This is a genomic window from Bacillus sp. CGMCC 1.60114, from assembly GCF_042676365.1.
Taxonomy (GTDB): Bacteria; Bacillota; Bacilli; order Bacillales; family Bacillaceae_G; genus Bacillus_A; species Bacillus_A rhizoplanae_A.
Genome location: NZ_JBHTHG010000028.1, coordinates 1 through 21,197 on the forward strand (window position 1 = coordinate 1; position 21,197 = coordinate 21,197).

At 37.7% G+C, this 21,197-nt stretch carries 24 protein-coding genes, 1 rRNA gene and 2 other annotated features; all 25 genes read left to right on the forward strand.

From position 1 onward, the window contains the following. Positions 1-99: ribosomal RNA gene (gene rrf / locus ACFQZ1_RS09120) — 5S ribosomal RNA — on the forward strand; the annotation flags it as partial. Between the two features lie 208 nt (positions 100-307). Beyond that, complete coding sequence (locus tag ACFQZ1_RS09125) at positions 308-769, forward strand: CtsR family transcriptional regulator (protein ID WP_377881816.1); 462 nt, start codon at positions 308-310, stop codon at positions 767-769. 101 nt (positions 770-870) lie between these two features. Next, positions 871-1,419: a protein-arginine kinase activator protein McsA gene (mcsA, locus tag ACFQZ1_RS09130; RefSeq protein ID WP_377881817.1), complete on the forward strand. Its 549-nt coding sequence runs from the start codon at positions 871-873 to the stop codon at positions 1,417-1,419. A 4-nt stretch (positions 1,420-1,423) separates the two neighbouring features. After that, the gene (gene mcsB, locus ACFQZ1_RS09135; protein ID WP_377881818.1) at positions 1,424-2,497 is read left to right on the forward strand and encodes a protein-arginine kinase McsB; all 1,074 of its coding nucleotides are present in this window, start codon (positions 1,424-1,426) and stop codon (positions 2,495-2,497) included. Positions 2,498-2,510: 13 nt separating this feature from the next. Beyond that, on the forward strand, positions 2,511-4,946 hold the full coding sequence (gene clpC, locus ACFQZ1_RS09140; RefSeq protein WP_377881820.1) for an ATP-dependent protease ATP-binding subunit ClpC: 2,436 nt from the start codon (positions 2,511-2,513) through the stop codon (positions 4,944-4,946). A gap of 98 nt (positions 4,947-5,044) precedes the next feature. Then, complete coding sequence (gene radA, locus ACFQZ1_RS09145; protein ID WP_377881821.1) at positions 5,045-6,421, forward strand: DNA repair protein RadA; 1,377 nt, start codon at positions 5,045-5,047, stop codon at positions 6,419-6,421. Between the two features lie 3 nt (positions 6,422-6,424). Next, complete coding sequence (disA, locus tag ACFQZ1_RS09150) at positions 6,425-7,498, forward strand: DNA integrity scanning diadenylate cyclase DisA (RefSeq protein WP_377881822.1); 1,074 nt, start codon at positions 6,425-6,427, stop codon at positions 7,496-7,498. 160 nt (positions 7,499-7,658) lie between these two features. Next, the gene (locus ACFQZ1_RS09155) at positions 7,659-8,759 is read left to right on the forward strand and encodes a PIN/TRAM domain-containing protein (RefSeq protein ID WP_377881823.1); all 1,101 of its coding nucleotides are present in this window, start codon (positions 7,659-7,661) and stop codon (positions 8,757-8,759) included. A 16-nt stretch (positions 8,760-8,775) separates the two neighbouring features. Then, positions 8,776-9,459 carry a 2-C-methyl-D-erythritol 4-phosphate cytidylyltransferase gene (gene ispD, locus ACFQZ1_RS09160; RefSeq protein ID WP_377881856.1) on the forward strand — a complete coding sequence of 228 codons (684 nt, stop codon included), beginning with the start codon at positions 8,776-8,778 and terminating at the stop codon, positions 9,457-9,459. Positions 9,460-9,593: 134 nt separating this feature from the next. Beyond that, a complete protein-coding gene (gene ispF, locus ACFQZ1_RS09165) occupies positions 9,594-10,070 on the forward strand; it encodes a 2-C-methyl-D-erythritol 2,4-cyclodiphosphate synthase (RefSeq protein WP_377881824.1) in 477 nt (158 codons plus the stop codon). 89 nt (positions 10,071-10,159) lie between these two features. Further along, positions 10,160-11,617, forward strand: a complete 1,458-nt coding sequence (gltX, locus tag ACFQZ1_RS09170) for a glutamate--tRNA ligase (protein WP_377881825.1) — start codon at positions 10,160-10,162, stop codon at positions 11,615-11,617. 48 nt (positions 11,618-11,665) lie between these two features. Next, positions 11,666-11,914, forward strand: a binding site (T-box leader). Positions 11,915-12,095: 181 nt separating this feature from the next. After that, on the forward strand, positions 12,096-12,761 hold the full coding sequence (gene cysE / locus ACFQZ1_RS09175; RefSeq protein WP_377881826.1) for a serine O-acetyltransferase: 666 nt from the start codon (positions 12,096-12,098) through the stop codon (positions 12,759-12,761). Continuing rightward, on the forward strand, positions 12,742-14,139 hold the full coding sequence (gene cysS / locus ACFQZ1_RS09180) for a cysteine--tRNA ligase (RefSeq protein ID WP_377881827.1): 1,398 nt from the start codon (positions 12,742-12,744) through the stop codon (positions 14,137-14,139). The genes cysE and cysS overlap by 20 nt, the downstream gene beginning before the upstream one ends. A gap of 2 nt (positions 14,140-14,141) precedes the next feature. Beyond that, positions 14,142-14,543: a Mini-ribonuclease 3 gene (locus ACFQZ1_RS09185; protein ID WP_377881828.1), complete on the forward strand. Its 402-nt coding sequence runs from the start codon at positions 14,142-14,144 to the stop codon at positions 14,541-14,543. Between the two features lie 2 nt (positions 14,544-14,545). Then, positions 14,546-15,289, forward strand: a complete 744-nt coding sequence (gene rlmB, locus ACFQZ1_RS09190; protein WP_377881829.1) for a 23S rRNA (guanosine(2251)-2'-O)-methyltransferase RlmB — start codon at positions 14,546-14,548, stop codon at positions 15,287-15,289. A 2-nt stretch (positions 15,290-15,291) separates the two neighbouring features. Then, positions 15,292-15,804 carry an NYN domain-containing protein gene (locus ACFQZ1_RS09195; RefSeq protein WP_377881830.1) on the forward strand — a complete coding sequence of 171 codons (513 nt, stop codon included), beginning with the start codon at positions 15,292-15,294 and terminating at the stop codon, positions 15,802-15,804. Between the two features lie 67 nt (positions 15,805-15,871). After that, complete coding sequence (locus tag ACFQZ1_RS09200; RefSeq protein WP_377881831.1) at positions 15,872-16,546, forward strand: RNA polymerase factor sigma-70; 675 nt, start codon at positions 15,872-15,874, stop codon at positions 16,544-16,546. A gap of 166 nt (positions 16,547-16,712) precedes the next feature. Then, the gene (rpmG, locus tag ACFQZ1_RS09205) at positions 16,713-16,859 is read left to right on the forward strand and encodes a 50S ribosomal protein L33 (RefSeq protein ID WP_336484561.1); all 147 of its coding nucleotides are present in this window, start codon (positions 16,713-16,715) and stop codon (positions 16,857-16,859) included. 32 nt (positions 16,860-16,891) lie between these two features. Further along, complete coding sequence (gene secE, locus ACFQZ1_RS09210) at positions 16,892-17,071, forward strand: preprotein translocase subunit SecE (RefSeq protein WP_098309988.1); 180 nt, start codon at positions 16,892-16,894, stop codon at positions 17,069-17,071. A 126-nt stretch (positions 17,072-17,197) separates the two neighbouring features. Beyond that, positions 17,198-17,731 (forward strand): transcription termination/antitermination protein NusG, encoded by a 534-nt coding sequence (gene nusG / locus ACFQZ1_RS09215; RefSeq protein WP_230576161.1) that lies wholly within the window; start codon positions 17,198-17,200, stop codon positions 17,729-17,731. A 169-nt stretch (positions 17,732-17,900) separates the two neighbouring features. Next, entirely contained in the window at positions 17,901-18,326 is a 426-nt protein-coding gene (gene rplK / locus ACFQZ1_RS09220; RefSeq protein WP_001085872.1) for a 50S ribosomal protein L11, read from the forward strand. Positions 18,327-18,507: 181 nt separating this feature from the next. Next, positions 18,508-19,200, forward strand: coding sequence for a 50S ribosomal protein L1 (gene rplA, locus ACFQZ1_RS09225; protein ID WP_098309990.1), 693 nt, complete (start codon positions 18,508-18,510; stop codon positions 19,198-19,200). Between the two features lie 49 nt (positions 19,201-19,249). After that, positions 19,250-19,392: a sequence feature (ribosomal protein L10 leader region), on the forward strand. Positions 19,393-19,432: 40 nt separating this feature from the next. Then, complete coding sequence (rplJ, locus tag ACFQZ1_RS09230; protein WP_377881832.1) at positions 19,433-19,933, forward strand: 50S ribosomal protein L10; 501 nt, start codon at positions 19,433-19,435, stop codon at positions 19,931-19,933. Between the two features lie 67 nt (positions 19,934-20,000). After that, complete coding sequence (gene rplL, locus ACFQZ1_RS09235) at positions 20,001-20,360, forward strand: 50S ribosomal protein L7/L12 (protein ID WP_377881833.1); 360 nt, start codon at positions 20,001-20,003, stop codon at positions 20,358-20,360. Between the two features lie 76 nt (positions 20,361-20,436). After that, complete coding sequence (locus tag ACFQZ1_RS09240; RefSeq protein WP_377881834.1) at positions 20,437-21,036, forward strand: class I SAM-dependent methyltransferase; 600 nt, start codon at positions 20,437-20,439, stop codon at positions 21,034-21,036. Positions 21,037-21,197 lie beyond the last annotated feature (161 nt).

Here is a 21,197-nt window from a genome sequence, read left to right on the forward strand (position 1 = left end):
AGAGGTCACACCCGTTCCCATACCGAACACGGAAGTTAAGCTCTCTAGCGCCGATGGTAGTTGGGACTTTGTCCCTGTGAGAGTAGGACGTTGCCAGGCAAAAAAAAGACGAGTCAGTAGACTCGTCTTTTTTGTATTCTTTTTTATATAGGAAACTTTATATTCTTTATTCATAAAATAAAAAACGGCTGATTAAATGAGAGAAAATATGGATAGGATAAAGAGGGAAGCAAAAGAGTTGCAAAATTTTTTAATACGTATATAATTAAAGTCAAAGATAGTCAAAGTCAATAAAGGTGGAGGATAAATGAGAAATATATCTGATATTATTGAACAATATCTAAAGCAAGTTATTGACTTGAGTAATAATGATGCAATTGAAATCAAAAGGAATGAAATTGCTGATAAGTTTGATTGTGTGCCATCTCAAATTAACTACGTTATTAATACTCGTTTTACAATAGAAAGAGGATTTGTAGTAGAAAGTAAACGAGGTGGCGGAGGTTATATTCGCATTATAAAAGTCAAATTGCATGATGAAATAGACATTATTAATCAAATGTTACAAATGATTCAGTATAGCATTACTCAATCAAGCGCTGAGAGTATAATAAGGCGTTTAGCAGAAGAGGGTATTGTTACCGATAGGGAAGCAAAGCTCATGTTTAGTGTGTTAGATCGATCTGTTTTGCTAACGGATTTACCATTTCGAGACGAATTACGAGCACGTATGCTTCAAGCGATGCTTAGAACATTGAAGTATAAGTAAAGTGAAACTTCCTTTAGGAATGCTTTATCTCTTGAGGATTAGTTGAACGAATAAGGGTATAAATTAATAACTCGTTCCTATTGTAAAGGTGGGGAAATACGTTGATTTGTCAAAACTGTAGTTCACGACCAGCAACGCTACATTTTACAAAAGCAATGAATGGAGAAAAGACGGAGATTCATCTTTGTGAGCAATGTGCACAAGAAAATGGATATACGTCTTTCTTTCAATCAAATAAGTCTAGTTTGTCATTTCATAATTTATTAGCAGGACTACTGAATGTCGAGCAACCTGTATCTGAGAAAAAAACAAATGATTTTTCGAGTGAACAGCCTTTGCAATGTCCGAAATGCAATATGACGTATCCAAAATTTGCAAAGATCGGAAGGTTTGGTTGTTCGACTTGTTATGAAACATTTAAAGAACAATTACAACCAACGCTAAAACGAGTTCATGGTGGACATACAAAGCACCATGGAAAAATTCCTAACCGTATAGGAGGAAATATTCATCTAAAAAAAGAATTAGATGAGTTAAAACTAAGATTGCAGGAGTGCATACAACAAGAAGAGTTTGAACAGGCTGCTGAAGTACGAGATAAAATTCGCAGCATAGAAAATCAGCTTCGTGAGCATAGAGAGGGGGAATAATTCTATGTCACTCGATCGTATTATGAACGAAGCAATCAGTCCATGGATGAGGGAAGAAGGTCCTGATTCCGATATTGTTTTAAGCAGTCGTGTTCGATTGGCTCGGAATTTACGAGATTATGAGTTCCCGACTATGCTAACAAATGAGGAAGCAGAGCAAATAATTGATGTATTTCAAGAAAAGTTTGCTAATCAAAAAGTTGAACCTTTCGGGAGATTTGAACTGTTACAAATGAATAGGATTCAACCTTTGCAGCGCAGAGTATTGGTAGAAAAGCATCTTGTAAGTCCTGATCTAGTGGGAACAGAATATGGTGCTTGTTTATTATCTGAGAATGAACAAGTAAGTATTATGCTTAATGAAGAAGACCATATTCGAATTCAGTGTTTATTTCCGGGATTACAATTATCAGAAGCGTTGCATAGTGCAAATCGAATTGATGATTGGATAGAAAGTCAGATTGAATATGCATTTGATGCACAAGTTGGTTATATAACGAGCTGTCCTACAAATGTAGGAACAGGTTTACGAGCTTCAGTGATGATACATTTGCCGGCTCTCGTTTTAGCAGGACAAATGAACCGTATTGTTCAAGCAATTAATCAACTTGGGTTAGTTGTGAGAGGGATATATGGTGAAGGTAGCGAAGCTTTAGGGAATATATTTCAGCTTTCTAATCAAATGACATTGGGGAAATCTGAAGAAGATATTGTAGAAGATTTAAAGAGTGTTGTTCAGCAACTCATTCAGCAAGAACGAACAGCAAGAGAATCCATTATGAAAAGTTCAAGTATTGAGCTTGAAGATAAGGTGTATCGCTCTTACGGTGTATTAGAGAATAGCCGGTTAATTGAATCTGCTGAGGCAGCAACGTGTTTATCAGATGTTCGGCTTGGTATTGACCTTGGGTATATAGAAAATATATCTAGGAATATTTTAACAGAGTTAATGGTACTTACACAGCCTGGAATCTTGCAGCAATATGCTGGAGGCCCCTTACAACCTGGCGAAAGAGATTATCGCAGAGCAGCACTTATTCGTGAAAGATTACGAATTGAACAAAATCGAGCGAATTAGGAGTGTGATTCATATGATGTTTGGAAGATTTACAGAGCGAGCACAAAAGGTATTAGCGCTATCCCAAGAAGAAGCAATTCGTATTGGTCATAATAATATTGGTACAGAGCATATTTTACTTGGCCTTGTGCGTGAAGGAGAAGGGATTGCTGCAAAAGCATTGGTCGCACTTGGATTAAGTCCAGAGAAAGTTCAAAAAGAAGTAGAAGCACTAATTGGGCGTGGTACAGAAATGTCCCAAACAGTTCACTATACGCCACGTGCAAAAAAAGTAATAGAGTTATCAATGGATGAAGCACGTAAACTTGGTCATTCTTACGTGGGAACCGAACATATTTTACTAGGTCTTATTCGTGAAGGAGAAGGCGTTGCAGCTCGTGTTTTAAATAATTTAGGCGTAAGTTTAAATAAAGCACGTCAACAAGTACTGCAGCTTCTTGGTAGCAACGAAACAGCTTCGGGGCATCAAGGTGGTGGTTCGGCTAATGCAAATACACCGACGCTTGATAGTTTAGCTCGCGATTTAACAGCTGTAGCACGTGAAGAGCGTTTAGATCCGGTAATTGGCCGTAGCAAGGAGATTCAACGTGTAATTGAAGTATTAAGTAGAAGAACAAAAAATAATCCTGTGTTAATTGGAGAACCTGGTGTTGGTAAAACAGCAATTGCTGAAGGGTTAGCACAACAAATTGTAAACAACGAAGTTCCAGAAACTTTACGCGATAAGCGTGTTATGACATTAGACATGGGGACTGTAGTTGCTGGTACGAAATATCGGGGTGAGTTTGAAGACCGTTTAAAGAAAGTTATGGATGAAATTCGTCAAGCTGGTAATATTATTTTATTCATTGATGAGCTTCATACATTGATTGGTGCGGGCGGTGCAGAAGGGGCTATTGACGCATCGAATATTTTAAAGCCATCATTAGCACGCGGGGAGCTACAATGTATTGGGGCGACAACGCTAGATGAGTATCGTAAATATATTGAAAAAGATGCGGCATTAGAGCGACGCTTTCAACCGATTCACGTTGATGAACCAAGCTTAGAAGAATCGGTTCAAATTTTAAAAGGATTACGTGACCGCTATGAAGCACATCACCGCGTTTCTATTTCAGACGATGCGATTGATGCCGCAGTAAAATTATCAGATCGTTACATTACAGATCGTTTCTTACCCGATAAAGCAATTGACTTAATTGATGAAGCAGCTTCAAAAGTCCGTTTACGTTCTTATACAACACCACCAAACTTAAAAGAACTTGAATTGAAGCTAGAAGAGGTAAGAAAAGAAAAAGATGCGGCAGTACAAAGTCAAGAATTTGAGAAAGCAGCTTCTTTACGTGATATGGAACAGCGCCTACGTGAAAAATTAGAAGATACGAAGCGTCAATGGAAAGAGCAACAAGGTAAAGAAAATTCGGAAGTAACAGTAGAGGATATTGCAAATGTTGTTTCAACGTGGACGCGTATTCCAGTTTCTAAGCTGGCTCAAACAGAAACAGACAAACTACTGAACTTAGAAAATATTTTACATGATCGTTTAATTGGGCAAGATGAAGCGGTTGTTGCGGTTGCAAAAGCAGTTCGCCGTGCAAGAGCAGGTTTGAAAGATCCAAAACGTCCAATCGGTTCTTTTATTTTCTTAGGACCAACTGGTGTTGGTAAAACGGAACTTGCACGCGCATTAGCAGAATCTATGTTTGGTGACGAAGATGCAATGATTCGTATTGATATGTCGGAGTACATGGAAAAACACTCTACTTCTCGTTTAGTTGGTTCTCCTCCAGGATATGTTGGATATGAAGAAGGCGGCCAGTTAACAGAAAAAGTTCGTCGTAAACCATACTCCGTTGTCTTACTTGACGAGGTAGAAAAGGCACATCCAGATGTATTCAATATTTTACTGCAAGTGCTAGAAGATGGCCGCTTAACAGATTCAAAAGGTCGTACAGTTGATTTCCGTAATACTATTGTTATTATGACCTCTAACGTAGGTGCAGATGCATTAAAACGGAACAAACATCTTGGGTTTAATGTACAAGATGAAAGTCGTGATTATGCAGATATGAAGGGTAAAGTGATGGATGAGTTGAAAAAAGCATTCCGTCCTGAGTTCTTAAACCGTATTGACGAAATTATTGTTTTCCATACATTAGAGAAGAAACATATTAAAGAAATTGTTACACTGATGGTAGAACAGTTGGTCAAACGTTTAAAAGAACAAGAGATCGATTTAGAGTTAACGGATGCAGCAATTGAAGCGATTGCCGATAAAGGATTTGACCCAGAGTACGGTGCTCGTCCACTACGCCGTGCAATTCAAAAACATGTAGAAGATCGATTATCAGAAGAACTTCTTAAAGGGGTTATTGAGAAAGGTCAAAAAGTTGTTTTTGATGCAGAAGGAGAATCATTTGTCATTCGTAGTGCAGAAAAGGTAAAATAAGTATAGACAAACAAAAGGGGGCTAAACAATAGCCCTCTTTCTTGTACAAAAAGAAATATTTTTGTTACATATGAAAGCGAAGTGAAGTGTAAAAAACGATGGCTAAAAAGAAAACGAAATTTACATGTCAAGAATGTGGTTATCAGTCACCAAAGTATATGGGAAAGTGTCCGGGATGTGGACAATGGAATACACTGGTGGAAGAGATGGAACCAGTTGTATCATCAAGAAGGTTGAACTATGCAAGTGCAATTCAAACTGAATTAACGAAGCCTCGCCGCCTAAAAGAAGTGGAAACGAAAACAGAGGCGCGTATTGAAACAAATTTTCAAGAGTTTAATCGGGTGCTTGGTGGTGGAATTGTAGATGGTTCTCTCGTGCTCATAGGGGGAGATCCTGGTATTGGGAAATCAACACTATTACTGCAAATATCATCACAACTAGCAGATCGTACTTATGATGTTTTATATATATCAGGTGAGGAATCTGCAAAACAAATTAAACTTAGGGCAGATCGTCTTCATGTAAATGGAGATAATTTATTTGTTGTATCAGAAACAGATTTACAACGAATTGCAGCATATATAGATGAAATGAATCCGTCATTTGTAGTAATTGATTCTATTCAAACCATTCATTTACCGGAAGTAACTTCAGCGCCGGGAAGTGTTGCGCAAGTACGCGAATGTACAGCAGAACTTATGAAGCTTGCAAAAACGAAAGGAATTCCTATTTTTATTGTAGGGCATGTAACGAAAGAAGGAGCTATAGCTGGTCCACGTATGTTAGAGCATATGGTGGATGCCGTTCTTTATTTTGAAGGAGATCGTCATCATACATATCGAATTTTACGAGCAGTAAAAAACCGTTTCGGTTCAACCAATGAGATGGGAATTTTTGAAATGAAGGAGCTTGGCCTTTCAGAGGTGTTAAATCCTTCTGAAATTTTTCTAGAAGAAAGACCTGTAGGTGCTGCTGGTTCAACGGTTGTTGCTTCTATGGAAGGAACAAGGCCTGTTTTAGTAGAAATACAAGCATTAATTTCTCCTACAAGTTTCGGGAATCCAAGAAGAATGGCAACAGGAATTGACCATAACCGTGTATCTCTTATTATGGCGGTACTAGAAAAAAGAGCAGGGCTATTGCTCCAAAACCAAGATGCGTATTTAAAAGTTGCTGGTGGAATTAAATTAGATGAACCAGCAGTTGATTTGGCAGTCGCTTTAAGTATCGCATCAAGTTTTCGTGATAAACCGACTTTTCCGGGTGATGCAGTCATTGGTGAAGTTGGTTTAACGGGAGAAGTTCGTCGTGTGTCTCGCATTGAACAGCGTGTACAAGAAGCTGCAAAATTAGGATTTCAACGTGTTATTATCCCGCGAAAGAATTTAGGTGGATGGACGATTCCAGAAGGAATTGAAGTAGTTGGAGTATCGAATATAGGAGAGGCTCTTCGATTTGCACTAGGAGGATAAGATATGGAAGAAAACAAGCAACGTTCCAAAAGTATTATTAATATTTTGCAGCTCGTTGCACCGGGGACACCGTTAAGAGAAGGAATTGATAATGTGCTCCGGGCACAAACGGGTGGTCTTATTGTACTCGGGTACAATGAACAAATTAAAAGTATTGTTGATGGAGGATTTCATATTAACTGTGCTTTCTCTCCTGCTAGTCTATACGAACTAGCAAAAATGGATGGGGCTCTTATTTTAAATGAAACAGGAAGCAGAATCTTAATCGCTAATGGACAGTTGGTTCCTGATTCATCTATTGACTCCATTGAAACAGGTATGCGCCACCGGACAGCAGAGCGAGTGGCGAAGCAAACAGGTAGTCTTGTTGTTGCTATTTCACAAAGACGAAATGTAATTACGTTATATCAAGGAAACTTACGTTATACATTAAAAGATATTGGGGTTATTTTAACAAAGGCAAACCAAGCGATTCAAACATTAGAAAAATATAAGGCTGTATGGAATGAGGGCATAACGAACCTTGGTATTTTAGAGTTTGAAGAAGTGGTTACGATGTCTGAAGTTGTGCATGTACTACATAGCGTCGAAATGATGTTGCGGATTAAAAATGAAATCTTTAGTTACATTCATGAATTAGGAACAGAAGGAAGACTTATTCGTTTACAATTAACAGAATTGCTTGCTGACGTGGAAGCAGAGGCTGCGCTATTAATTAAAGACTACTATTATGAAAAAACACAAGATCACTATCAAATTTTAAAAAAATTACAAGAGCTGGCGAATGCACAACTTCTAGAAGATAGCGATTTAGTAAAATTACTTGGGTATTCCGGACAAATGAAATTAGAAGAAAGTATTACACCAAGAGGCTATCGGATTGCGAGTAAAATTTCTAGAGTTCCACCTCTTATCATTGAAAACTTAATTAATCGTTTTAAGAACTTACAAGGAATTTGCCGTGCAACAATTGCTGATTTGGATGATGTGGAAGGAATTGGAGAAGTGCGGGCGAAAAAGATACGAGAGGGTTTAAAACGAATTCAAGAACATTTGTATATGAGCAGACACAATTAAGAATATTACATTGATTTCACAATATAGCGACACTCAAAGATTTTTTATATATGATATGATATATTGGTAAATAAAACAAATTATAAAAAAACACGTCCACTTTTGCACTCGACGTTTTGAGTGACGAAGTAATGGTTAATAATGAGTAGGAGGTGGTTGAATGTTAAAACGAATCGTACAGCTTTTCTTTTTAGTTATTGGAGGAGCATTGGGAATTTTTCTTATTCCAAAAGTGATTAATGTTTTGGATATAGGTGCAGTTCCTTGGCTTGAAGGTTCTTATATTCGTGCAATTATTGGTGCAATCATTTTATTTTTAACAACGTTTTGGCTTGTAGATTATATTGTTCAGCTTATTAAACATATTGAGGAAGCGCTTGTAAAGGCACCTGTTACAGATGTGTTATTTGGAACATTAGGATTAATCTCAGGACTAATTGTTGCGTATTTAATCTTGATTCCGATTCGCGAATTTACCATTCCAGTCATTAGTACAGTATTGCAAATCTTTTTCACGCTACTACTTGGTTACTTAGGGTTCCAAGTAGGGTTTAAAAAGAGGAATGAATTGTTAGGGTTGTTTACATTGGCGCAACGCGGAGGAAAGAAAAAAAATACGAATAATGAAAACGAGGAAGTAGAACCGTTAACTTCTAGTTGGAAAATACTAGATACGAGTGTTATTATTGATGGGCGTATTGCGGATATTTGCCAAACAAAATTTTTGGAAGGTACAATTGTCATTCCGCAATTTGTGTTAGAAGAACTACAGCATATTGCTGATTCTTCGGATGCATTAAAGCGTAATCGCGGACGAAGAGGTTTGGATATTTTAAATCGTATTCAAAAAGAGTTATCTATTCCGGTAGAAATTTATGAAGGTGATTTTGAAGATATTCAAGAAGTCGATAGTAAGCTTGTGAAGTTAGCAAAGTTAACAGGCGGTACTGTTGTTACGAATGATTTTAACTTAAATAAAGTTTCTGAATTGCAAGGTGTGACAGTTTTAAACATTAATGATTTAGCAAATGCCATTAAGCCTGTTGTGCTTCCGGGTGAAGAGTTAAGCGTATACGTTGTGAAGGATGGGAAAGAACAGAATCAAGGCGTTGCTTATTTAGACGACGGTACAATGATTGTAGTCGAAGATGGTAGAGAGCATGTTGGTTCTCAGCTTGATGTACTTGTTACAAGTGTATTGCAAACATCTGCAGGTCGAATGATTTTTGCTAAGCGTAAGTTGTTAGAAAAAGCGTTATAAGTAGAGGATTGCGATGATATATACTTTAATTATTCCTGCAGCAGGACAAGGTAAGCGTATGGGAGCAGGTAAAAATAAATTGTTTTTACAAATTGATTCTGTTCCTATTATCATTCATACATTACGAGCTTTTGAAAAAGATGAACAATGTAAACATATTATTTTAGCGATTAATGAAGAAGAGCGTTCTTATTTTGAAGAATTGCTTCAAACATATCCTATTCAAAAAGACATCTTACTTATTCAAGGTGGTAGTGAGCGTCAGGATAGTGTATACAATGCTCTTATGTATGTAAGGGATGTAGAGTATGTACTTGTCCATGACGGGGCACGTCCATTTGTAACGAAAAAGATGATTGAAGATGTATTGCAAATGGCGAAAGAAAAAGGTGCTTCCATTTGTGCGGTACCTGTGAAAGATACAATTAAAAAAGTGACGCATGATACTGTTGTTGAAACAGTAGAACGTTCTCATTTGCGAGCAGTTCAAACGCCGCAAGGATTTCATGTTCCCATTCTGTTAGAGGCACATGAGAGTGCAAAACAAGCGGGCTTTCTCGGAACTGACGATGCTAGTTTGGTGGAATGTCTTCCTAAAGAGGTAGGAGTTGTAGGAGGAAGCTATCATAATATAAAGGTGACAACACCTGAAGATTTAGTGATTGCTGAAAGCTTTCTACGAGTTTTGAAAATACAATAGCAATGTTATAATAGAAAAGCTCGGTAGCTACCGAGCTTTTCTATATATAGAGTAGAAATTTCAACAGACGGAGCTTTTATATGCCCGTAAGAATGATATAAAGTTTACTAGTGTAGTTTGAGGAGGAATTGGAAATGTTTCGAATTGGGCAAGGTTTTGATGTACATGCATTTGCAGAAGGAAGACCGTTAATTATTGGTGGAATTACAATTCCATATGAAAAAGGATTACTTGGGCACTCTGATGCGGATGTCCTTTTACATACTATTGCTGATGCTTGTTTAGGGGCGATTGCCGCTGGTGACATCGGTAAACATTTTCCAGATACAGATCCTGCATTTAAAGATGCGGATTCAGCTGTGCTTTTGCAGAAAGTGTGGGAGTTTGTGACAGAGCAAGGGTATGTACTCGGAAACTTAGATTGTACAATTATTGCCCAAAAACCAAAAATGGCACCACATATTGAAAGTATGCGCAAGAGAATTAGCGAACTGTTGCAAACAGACGTGGAGAATGTCAATGTGAAGGCAACGACGACAGAAAAATTAGGATTTACAGGACGAGAAGAAGGAATTGCTTCGCAGGCTATTGTATTATTACAGAAAAAATAGTTGTTTTTGATTCGCAAGATGGATAATCGTAATTTTTTGGTGTACAATTAAGGAATCTGTTGACATTAAGAATGGAAGGTGTACCAATTATGGAAAAGCAAGTGAGAGTGCGCTATGCGCCAAGTCCAACAGGACACTTACATATCGGAAATGCACGTACGGCATTATTTAACTATTTATTCGCTCGTAGTCAAAACGGTAAATTTATTATCCGTATTGAAGATACAGACGTAAAGCGTAATATTGCTGGCGGCGAAGAAAGCCAATTAACGTATTTAAAATGGCTTGGCATGGACTGGGATGAAAGCATCGACGTTGGTGGTGAATATGGTCCGTACCGTCAAATGGAGCGTTTAGATATTTATAAAAAGTTATATGAAGATTTATTAGAGCGTGGCTTAGCGTATAAGTGCTATATGACAGAAGAAGAGTTAGAAGCAGAACGTGAAGGACAAATCGCTCGCGGTGAAACACCTCGTTATGCGGGTTGTCACCGTGATTTAACGGATGAGCAAGTAAAACAATTCGAGGCAGAAGGACGCATTCCAAGTATTCGTTTCCGTGTACCTGAAAACCGTGAATATGTATTTAATGATATTGTAAAAGGAGACGTATCTTTCAACTCAAACGATTTCGGCGATTTCGTTATCGTGAAGAAAGATGGCATCCCGACTTACAACTTTGCAGTAGCGGCAGATGATCATTTCATGGAAATCTCACACGTTCTTCGTGGTGATGACCATATTTCTAATACACCAAAACAAATGATGATTTACGAAGCATTTGGTTGGGATATACCACAATTTGGTCATATGACGTTAATTGTAAATGAAAGCCGTAAAAAGTTAAGTAAACGTGATGAATCTATTATTCAATTTATTGAACAATATGAAGCGTTAGGATATCTTCCAGAAGCAATCTTTAACTTTATTGCATTACTAGGTTGGTCACCAGTAGGGGAAGAAGAAATCTTCTCTAAAGATGAGTTTATTGAAATGTTTGATGCAGCTCGTTTATCGAAATCACCAGCATTATTCGATTCTCAAAAATTAAAATGGATGAACAACCAATATATGAAAAAGCAAGACTTAGATCGCGTTGTTGAATTAAGCTTACCGCATTTAGTGAAAGCTGGTCGCGTAAGTGAAAACCCAAGTGAACAAGAACTAGCTTGGATTCGCGATGTCATTGATTTATATCACGATCAAATGAGCTTCGGGGCTGAGATTGTTGAGCTATCTGATATGTTCTTTAAAGATCATGTGGATTATGAAGAAGAAGGACAAGAAGTATTAAAAGGCGAACAAGTACCAGAAGTTCTTCGTGCATTTGCGGCAGAGTTAGAAGCGTTAGAAGAAGTAGAACCTGCAGCAATCAAGACAGCAATTAAAGCTGTTCAAAAGCAAACAGGTCAAAAAGGGAAAAATTTATTCATGCCAATTCGCGTTGCAACAACTGGCCAAACACACGGACCAGAACTTCCAAATGCAATTGCACTTCTTGGAAAAGAAAAAGTTTTAAATCGTGTTCGTAAAGTAATTGGTTAACATTTTACGGATTTAGAAATATAATAAGAATACTTTAAAATGAAATAAAAGAAAGCGACGAGAAGGAGAAGTAGAAAATCATGCTTTTCACAGAGAAAACCACCATTTGGCTGGAAGTGGTTTAAAAGCAGGTTTTTGAAGTGCCCCTTTGAGTCTTCTGCTGAACAACGAATATATTTCGAGAAATGTCATGTTGACGCAAAGTAAGCAGAAGCGGTATAAACCGTTATCATGTTTAAGTTTGAGGCTTTTTTAGGCCTAAACAGAGTGGAACCGCGCTGGTAAGGCGTCTCTGTCTATAGACAGAGACGCCTTTTTCTATACCTACAGGTATGGGGGAGAGTTTTTTGGATAAATAATAGTCGGAAAAGCTTTGTAAGGAAGTAGAAATTAAGGACCGGATTGGTTCAGCTCACTATTAGTGGTAAAGAGGTCCACTGATGGAAGTTTCACTTTAAACAAAAGAGGGGGAACGAAAATGTTTAAGAGGCTTCGGGAGGATATTGAAGTCGTCTTTGAACAGGATCCAGCAGCGAGAAGTTACATCGAAGTAATTTTAACTTACTCTGGATTGCATGCAATTTGGGCGCATCGGATGGCACATGCTTTTTATAAACGAAAATTTTTCTTTTTTGCTCGTGTTATCTCACAAATGAGTCGTTTTTTTACGGGTATTGAAATTCATCCAGGGGCAACGATTGGTCGTAAGTTTTTTATTGATCATGGTATGGGAGTTGTAATTGGAGAAACGTGTGAAATTGGAGATAACGTGACAATTTATCAAGGTGTCACGTTAGGCGGTACGGGAAAAGAAAAAGGAAAACGTCATCCAACGATTAAAGATAATGTGTTGATTGCAACAGGTGCGAAAGTGCTTGGGTCGATTACGGTTGGAGAAAATTCTAAAATTGGTGCTGGTTCGGTTGTGTTAAAAGAAGTACCTGCGCATTCTACAGTTGTAGGTATTCCTGGTCGCGTCGTGATCCAAAATGGGGTGAAAGTAGGTCAAGACTTAAATCACTGTGATCTTCCGGATCCGATTTTTGATAAGTTGAAAGCATTAGAAGGGGAACTTGAACAATTGAAAACAAAAATGGTAGTGAAAACAGAAAGGAAGGATAAAAATGACTATTCACATTTATAATACGTTAACACGTCAAAAGGAAGTGTTTGTTCCACTAGAAGAAAATAAGGTAAAAATGTATGTGTGCGGACCAACTGTATATAACTACATCCATATTGGGAATGCAAGACCACCTATGGTATTCGACACAGTACGTCGTTATTTAGAACATAAAGGATACGATGTACAATATGTTTCTAACTTTACTGATGTAGATGATAAATTAATTAAAGCGGCGAATGAGCTAGGAGAAGACGTTCCAACTATTGCAGATCGCTTTGTTAAAGCGTATTTTGAAGATGTAACTGCATTGGGTTGCAAACGTGCAACGGTTCATCCTCGTGTAATGGAGAATATGGATATTATCATTGAGTTTATTCAAGAGCTTGTGAATAAGGGATATGCATATGAATCTGAAGGCGATGTCTATTATAAAACGAAAGAATTTAAAGAATACGGTAAATTATCTCATCAACCAATTGCAGATTTACGTCATGGTGCTCGCATTGAAATTGGTGAAAAGAAACAAGATCCGTTAGATTTCGCACTATGGAAAGCTGCTAAAGAAGGAGAAATTTTCTGGGATAGTCCGTGGGGGAAAGGGCGTCCAGGATGGCATATCGAATGCTCTGCAATGGCGCGTAAATATTTAGGTGATACAATTGATATTCATGCTGGTGGTCAAGATTTAACATTCCCCCATCATGAAAATGAGATTGCACAATCAGAAGCGTTGACTGGTAAATCATTTGCACGTTACTGGATGCATAATGGATATATTAATATTAATAATGAAAAAATGTCTAAATCACTGGGTAACTTTGTCCTAGTTCACGACATTATTAAACAATATGATCCACAATTAATTCGTTTCTTTATGTTATCTGTGCACTATCGCCATCCAATTAACTTTAGTGAAGAATTATTACAGCATACAAATAACGGATTAGAGCGCATTAAAACAGCTTATGGAAACTTAAAACATCGCATGGAAAGCAGTACGGATTTAACGGACCATAATGAGAAATGGTTAACTGAAATGGATAACTTCCAAGCGGCATTTGAAGAAGCGATGGATGATGACTTCAATACAGCAAATGCAATAACTGAGTTATATAATTTAGCAAATCATGCGAATCAATATTTATTAGAAGAGCATACATCAAAAACAGTGATTGCGGCGTATGTAAAGCAGCTTGAAACATTGTTTGGCATTTTAGGATTAGAATTAACGAAAGAAGAATTGCTTGATGAAGAAATTGAAGCACTAATCCAAAAGCGTATTGAGGCTCGTAAAAATCGTGACTTTGCACTATCTGATCAAATTCGCGATGAATTGAAAGAACGTAACATTATTTTAGAAGATACACCACAAGGTACAAGATGGAAAAGAGGCTAAACATGATTGATGCAAAGCAATTAAACAGCTTAGCGTTAGCATATATGGGTGATGCGGTATATGAACAATATATCCGCTATCACCTGCTTCAAAAAGGAACAGTTCGTCCAAATCAATTACATCGTTTGGGGACAAGCTTTGTTTCTGCAAAAGCGCAGGCGAAAGTTGTTCATCATTTACTAGAGACAGCATTTCTTACTGAAGAAGAGGAAGCTGTATTAAGAAGAGGGCGCAATGCGAAATCAGGTTCTGTTCCGAAAAATACAGATGTACAAACATATCGATACAGTACTGCTTTTGAGGCGCTGATTGGATATCATTATTTATTAAATGATCAGACACGAATAGAAGAGATTGTATTTGAAGCAATTCGTGTATTAGAGGATAAGGAAGGAGGCGCGTGAGCGTGAACAGTGAATATATTATTGGACGTAACCCTGTAATTGAAGCATTGAGAGCAGGTCGTGACATTAATAAAATTTGGATTGCAGAAGGTGCTGCGAAAGGGCAAGTGCAAATTGTACTAGCATTAGCGAAAGAAAACAAAATTTTAGTGCAGAATTCACCGAAGAAAAAATTAGATCAACTTGTAGAGGGAAATCATCAAGGTGTAATCGCACAAGTGGCGGCATATGAGTATGCGGACTTAGAAGATTTATTTGCGTTGGCTGCTAAGCGGAATGAAGATCCATTTTTCTTAATTCTTGATGAGATTGAAGATCCGCACAACTTAGGTTCTATTATGCGTACGGCAGATGCAGTAGGAGCTCATGGTATTATTATTCCAAAGCGCAGAGCGGTTGGTTTAACGGCGGCAGTTGCAAAGGCCTCAACAGGAGCGATTGAGTATGTTCCAGTGGCTCGTGTTACAAATTTATCGAGAACGATTGATGAATTAAAAGAGCGCGGGCTTTGGATTGCGGGTACAGATGCAAAAGGGAAAGATGACTATCGTAATTTAGATGGAAAAATGCCGATTGGTTTAGTAATTGGTAGTGAGGGGAAAGGTATGAGTCGCCTTATTGGCGAGAAATGTGACTTCTTGATTCATTTACCGATGGTTGGTAAAGTTACATCCTTAAATGCTTCAGTTGCTGCTAGCTTGTTAATGTATGAAGTGTATCGGAAACGTCACCCAATCGGTGAATAAAAATGAATGATATTTTAATCGTTGACGGTTACAATATTATCGGAGCTTGGGCAGACTTGAAAAAACTAAGGGATGTAGATTTACAAGCTTCACGAGATTTACTTATTGATAAAATGGCAGATTATCAAGGATACACAGGTACGAAAGTAATGGTTGTTTTTGATGCATATTCTGTTTATGGAATTGAAAAGAAGATGAAGCAAGCGCGTGTAGATGTAATCTTTACAAGGAAAAATCAAACGGCGGATGAAAAAATTGAGCAGCTCGCAATTGAGCTGCGCAATATTAATACACGTATTTATGTTGCGACGTCTGATTACACAGAGCAGTGGGCCATTTTTGGACAAGGTGCTCTGCGTAAATCGGCGCGTGAGCTAGAGATAGAAGTTCGAGCGATGGAACAAAGAGTTCGTCATAAAACGAAAAAAACGAAAGAAGAACAACCGGCAATGCGGACGATATTTAGTGAGGAAATTGCAGAAAAATTAGAAAAATTAAGACGAGGAGGGCGTTGAAACATTGACGCTCTTCAAGTGCTTACTGTATAATATTTCTAAATAATAAGCGGTCGGGGGGATCAGATTGGAAGCATACTTCGTAAGCGGCAACAATGTTACATTTAGTAGTTTAGAGGATGAAGAGATAGTTGAATTAGTACGAAAAGGTAATGTTGATGCGCTAGAGTATTTAATTCATAAGTACAAAAATTTTGTTCGTGCAAAATCAAGATCTTACTTTTTGGTTGGCGCTGATCGTGAAGATATTATTCAAGAAGGTATGATTGGATTATTTAAGGCGATTCGTGATTATAAAGAGGACAAGCTGTCTTCTTTTAAAGCTTTTGCGGAATTATGTATTACACGTCAAATTATCACCGCGATTAAAACAGCGACAAGACAAAAGCATATTCCTTTAAATTCATATGTGTCTTTGGATAAACCGATTTATGATGAAGAATCTGATCGAACTCTGTTAGATGTTATATCTGAGGCGAAGGTGACGGATCCTGAAGAGATGATTATTAGTCAGGAAGAGTATGTTGACATAGAGTCAAAAATATCTGAATTGTTAAGCGATTTAGAAAGAAAGGTGCTTTCTTTATATCTAGATGGAAGATCTTATCAAGAGATTTCGGAGCAATTGAATCGTCATGTAAAATCCATTGATAATGCCTTGCAGCGAGTGAAGAGGAAGCTTGAACGTTATATGGAAATGAGAGAAACAGCAACTGTTCACTCGCCTTCACTTAAACGTTAAGTTTTTTAAGTTTGGAAGTTAAAAATGTATTAGGTTAATAGAGAAATATAAAAGAGAGGTTTTTTCCTCTCCTTTTCTTTTTGTGGTAGGGGGAAGCGTCATTGACATTGTCTTTTATTGTATGATACATTTTTAAGGAAATAATGTTACAAGGCTGGTGTAACAGGTGAGAAAAAAAGTTGTACTTGCATGTGAAAAATGCAATAATCGAAACTATTCAACAATGAAAGATACAAGCTCGGTAGAGCGTCTTGAGATAAAGAAATTTTGCAAAACGTGTAATGCGCATATGGTTCATAAGGAAACAAAATAAATAATTGCAATTATGCACTGGAGGTCCCGGAAATGCGTTTGACGAACTTTTTTGGCGATGTAGGTCGCGAAATGAAAAAAGTAAGCTGGCCGAAAAAAGATGAATTAATCCGTTCCACACTTACTGTAATTGCAACAGTTGCTTTCTGCGCAATTTTCTTTGCGGTAGTGGATATGGGGATTTCTTCTTTAATTCGTTTAATTCTTGAATAAGAAGCGCTTATACATGATATAATGTTAATGTTATTTATATGAACTGTGTAAAAGCCCGGTGAACGGGTTTTTTCATTTGCACGAAAAAATGTACGTCAGGGAGGGAAGGACGGTCGTCCTAAATTAATGGAAAAACGTTGGTATGTTGTCCATACTTATTCTGGATATGAAAATAAAGTAAAAACAAACCTAGAAAAACGCGTAGAATCAATGGCTATGCAAGATAAAATTTTCCGTGTTATTGTTCCAGAGGAAACAGAAGTAGAAATGAAAAACGGAAAAGAAAAAATAACAAAGAGGAAAGTATTTCCTGGCTATGTGTTGGTAGAAATCATCATGACAGATGATTCTTGGTATGTTGTTCGTAATACACCAGGTGTAACAGGATTTGTTGGATCTTCTGGATCGGGTTCGAAGCCATCTCCGTTATTAGAAGAAGAAGTAGTTACAATCTTAAAACACATGGGAATGGAAAATGAAGTAGTTGACTTTGACTTTGAACTTCATGAGACTGTACGTGTGAACGAAGGCCCATTTGCGAATTACACAGGTGCTATTAATGAAATTGACCTAGAAAAGCAAAGAGTAACAGTGCTTGTTGATATGTTTGGTCGTGAAACTTCGGTTGAATTAGATTTCCACCAAATTGAAAAATTATAAAATGAAACTTGAAATGAATTGTAAAAAGTGATAATATCTTTTAAGTCAGTACGTCTTCGGAAACGGAGACGTTTTTTGAGAAAGATTTTATCGCTAAAGATAAAATATGAAGTGGGAGGGCAAATCACTGCCCAATTGACCACATCACGGACTTAAGGAGGTGTGTCTCGTGGCTAAAAAGGTAATTAAAATGGTAAAACTTCAGATTCCTGCAGGTAAAGCTAACCCAGCTCCACCAGTTGGTCCAGCATTAGGACAAGCAGGTGTTAACATCATGGGCTTCTGTAAAGAGTTCAACGCTCGTACAGCAGATCAAGCTGGTCTAATCATTCCTGTTGAAATTACAGTATTTGAAGACCGTTCATTCACTTTCATTACTAAAACTCCTCCTGCTGCTGTTCTTCTTAAGAAAGTAGCTGGTATCGAGTCTGGTTCTGGTGAACCAAACCGTAATAAAGTGGCAACTGTTAAGCGTGATAAAGTTCGCGAAATCGCTGAAACTAAAATGCCTGACCTAAACGCTGCTAGCGTAGAAGCTGCAATGCGTATGGTTGAAGGTACTGCACGCAGTATGGGCATTGTTATCGAAGACTAATTCGATTTGTTTTTTTTGTAAAAGAGGTTGCGGGTCTGGAATTCCAATTCGCAACCTTTATTATCGTAAATGAGTGTCGTTTTTAAAATAAAAGGATGGGCGCACATCCTCGATTATATCGAAAAGAAGGCGTAAACGTGGGAGGTTATTCCGCTAAGACCACATTGAGGAGGAAATAAAAATGGCTAAAAGAGGTAAAAAGTACGTAGAAGCTGCAAAGCTTGTTGATCGTACAACTGCTTACTCTGCAACAGAGGCAGTAGAATTAGTAAAGAAAACAAACACAGCTAAATTTGATGCAACTGTAGAAGCTGCATTCCGTTTAGGTGTTGACCCTAAGAAAGCTGACCAACAAATTCGTGGTGCAGTTGTTCTTCCGCACGGTACTGGTAAAGTACAACGTGTATTAGTATTCGCTAAAGGCGAAAAACTAAAAGAAGCTGAAGCTGCTGGAGCTGACTTCGTAGGTGATACAGACTACATCAACAAAATCCAACAAGGTTGGTTTGACTTTGACGTAGTAGTAGCAACTCCTGACATGATGGGTGAAGTTGGTAAGCTTGGTCGTGTATTAGGACCTAAAGGTTTAATGCCAAACCCTAAAACTGGAACAGTTACTTTCGACGTAACGAAAGCAGTTAACGAAATCAAAGCTGGTAAAGTAGAATACCGCGTTGATAAAGCTGGTAACATTCATGTGCCAATCGGTAAAGTATCTTTCGAAGATGCAAAATTAGTTGAAAACTTAGAGACAGTTGCTGATGCTCTTCTAAAAGCTAAGCCAGCTGCTGCAAAAGGTACTTACATGAAGAACGTAACAGTTGCTTCTACAATGGGACCTGGCGTACGCGTTGAAGTTTCTACTATCGCGTAAAATTTGGAAGTTGACTTCGTGAAGAAGTTTTAATATAATCATTTATGTTGTGAATTTAAATAGTGTACCGTAGACAGTAGGTGCCAATGCGGCTTAATTTCCTACCTAGGTGTGAATATACGAAACGGAATTTTTTCTGTGACTATATGCCTCCATGTCTACAATTGGGCATGGAGGTTTTTTAGTGCACTTTCGGTACATCTTCTATATAATCTACAGGAGGTGTAATAACATGAGCAAAGCAATCGAAACTAAACAACAAGTTGTAACTGAAATCGCTGAAAAACTTCGCGATAGTAAATCTACAATCGTTGTTGACTACCGTGGTTTAACAGTATCTGAAGCAACTGAATTACGTAAAAACTTACGTGAAGCTGGCGTTGAGTTCAAAGTTTACAAAAACTCTTTAACTCGTCGTGCTGCAGAAGCTGCTGAACTAGCTGAGTTAAACGAATTCTTAACAGGACCAAATGCAATCGCGTTCAGTAACGAGGATGTAATTGCTCCTGCGAAAGTATTAAACGACTTCGCTAAAGATCATGAAGCTTTAGAAATTAAAGCGGGCGTAATCGAAGGTAAACTTGTATCACTTGATGAGGTTAAAGCTATCGCTACTCTTCCATCACGTGAAGGCTTACTTTCTATGCTTCTTAGCGTTCTTCAAGCTCCAATGCGCGGTCTTGCACTTGCTACTAAAGCAGTTGCAGATCAAAAAGAAGAGCAAGGCGCTTAATTTTTTAAAAGATAATTACGTGTTATCGATAAAACAATACAAACCTATTTAAGGGAGGATATTTACAATGACTAAAGAACAAATCATTGAAGCAGTTAAATCTATGACTGTATTAGAACTTAACGACTTAGTAAAAGCTATCGAGGAAGAATTCGGCGTAACTGCTGCTGCTCCTGTAGCTGTAGCTGGTGGCGCTGGTGAAGCTGCTGCTGAGAAAACTGAATTTGATGTTGTACTTGCTAATGCAGGCGCTCAAAAAATCAAAGTTATCAAAGTTGTTCGTGAAATCACTGGTCTTGGCTTAAAAGAAGCTAAAGAATTAGCTGACAACACTCCAAAAGCAGTTAAAGAAGGCGTTTCTAAAGAAGAAGCTGAAGAAATCAAAGCTAAACTTGAAGAAGTTGGCGCTGCTGTAGAAGTTAAGTAATTAACTTTTGAAGCTTTAAAAAAAGCTCGCTCTCATGCGAGCTTTTTTTTTAACTGTAAAGAAAAGAGGTGGCCATGTGGCAGACCATTATTTTTCTAACGATCCCTCTAGCAAAAGTGATCGTAAACGTTGGGAATATAAGTTGAGAGGATCTCAATTTGTTTTCTTATCTGACCACGGGGTGTTTTCGAAAAATGAAGTGGACTTTGGTTCTCGTCTTTTAATCGAAGCCTTTCAGATGCCGGATGTTCAAGGTGACGTGTTAGATGTCGGGTGTGGATATGGTCCAATTGGTTTATCTTTAGCAAAAGAGTTTCAAGGGCGTACAGTCCATATGGTGGATGTGAACGAAAGAGCGCTTGGGCTTGCGAAAGAAAACGCCGCTAATAATAGAATTGGAAATGTCCAGATTTATCAAAGTAGTGTATATGAAAATGTAAGTGGACAATATGCTGCTATTTTATCTAATCCGCCAATTCGTGCGGGGAAACAAGTAGTACATGAGATTCTAGAAAAAGCCGTGGATTATCTTGTGCCAGGCGGTGAGCTTTGGATTGTGATTCAAAAGAAACAAGGTGCACCATCCGCGGTGAAAAAGTTAGAAGAAGTGTTCGATTTTGTGGAAGTTGTAGAAAAGAAAAAAGGATATTATATCATAAAATCAAAAAAACGTTGACGGTTTTTTTGGTTTGTGTTAGCATTATAAAATGCCAATATATGATTTTCTGCGTTGAGAACGATGTATATTTTTGCTTCTCTTGGAAAAGATAGTAAAATCAGCAGATTATGAAACAGAATGATGGTTTTCTTATAGAAACCATTTTTCTTTTTGAGCAG

Excerpts from the sequence above, each read along its gene's own strand:
- ACFQZ1_RS09125 (WP_377881816.1), top strand. The coding sequence starts at position 308 with ATGAGAAATATATCTGATATTATTGAACAATATCTAAAGCAAGTTATT.
- mcsB (WP_377881818.1), top strand. The coding sequence starts at position 1,424 with ATGTCACTCGATCGTATTATGAACGAAGCAATCAGTCCATGGATGAGG.
- clpC (WP_377881820.1), top strand. The coding sequence starts at position 2,511 with ATGATGTTTGGAAGATTTACAGAGCGAGCACAAAAGGTATTAGCGCTA.
- radA (WP_377881821.1), top strand. The coding sequence starts at position 5,045 with ATGGCTAAAAAGAAAACGAAATTTACATGTCAAGAATGTGGTTATCAG.
- disA (WP_377881822.1), top strand. The coding sequence starts at position 6,425 with ATGGAAGAAAACAAGCAACGTTCCAAAAGTATTATTAATATTTTGCAG.
- ACFQZ1_RS09155 (WP_377881823.1), top strand. The coding sequence starts at position 7,659 with ATGTTAAAACGAATCGTACAGCTTTTCTTTTTAGTTATTGGAGGAGCA.
- ispF (WP_377881824.1), top strand. The coding sequence starts at position 9,594 with ATGTTTCGAATTGGGCAAGGTTTTGATGTACATGCATTTGCAGAAGGA.
- gltX (WP_377881825.1), top strand. The coding sequence starts at position 10,160 with ATGGAAAAGCAAGTGAGAGTGCGCTATGCGCCAAGTCCAACAGGACAC.
- cysE (WP_377881826.1), top strand. The coding sequence starts at position 12,096 with ATGTTTAAGAGGCTTCGGGAGGATATTGAAGTCGTCTTTGAACAGGAT.
- cysS (WP_377881827.1), top strand. The coding sequence starts at position 12,742 with ATGACTATTCACATTTATAATACGTTAACACGTCAAAAGGAAGTGTTT.
- ACFQZ1_RS09185 (WP_377881828.1), top strand. The coding sequence starts at position 14,142 with ATGATTGATGCAAAGCAATTAAACAGCTTAGCGTTAGCATATATGGGT.
- ACFQZ1_RS09195 (WP_377881830.1), top strand. The coding sequence starts at position 15,292 with ATGAATGATATTTTAATCGTTGACGGTTACAATATTATCGGAGCTTGG.
- secE (WP_098309988.1), top strand. The coding sequence starts at position 16,892 with ATGCGTTTGACGAACTTTTTTGGCGATGTAGGTCGCGAAATGAAAAAA.
- nusG (WP_230576161.1), top strand. The coding sequence starts at position 17,198 with ATGGAAAAACGTTGGTATGTTGTCCATACTTATTCTGGATATGAAAAT.
- rplA (WP_098309990.1), top strand. The coding sequence starts at position 18,508 with ATGGCTAAAAGAGGTAAAAAGTACGTAGAAGCTGCAAAGCTTGTTGAT.
- rplJ (WP_377881832.1), top strand. The coding sequence starts at position 19,433 with ATGAGCAAAGCAATCGAAACTAAACAACAAGTTGTAACTGAAATCGCT.
- rplL (WP_377881833.1), top strand. The coding sequence starts at position 20,001 with ATGACTAAAGAACAAATCATTGAAGCAGTTAAATCTATGACTGTATTA.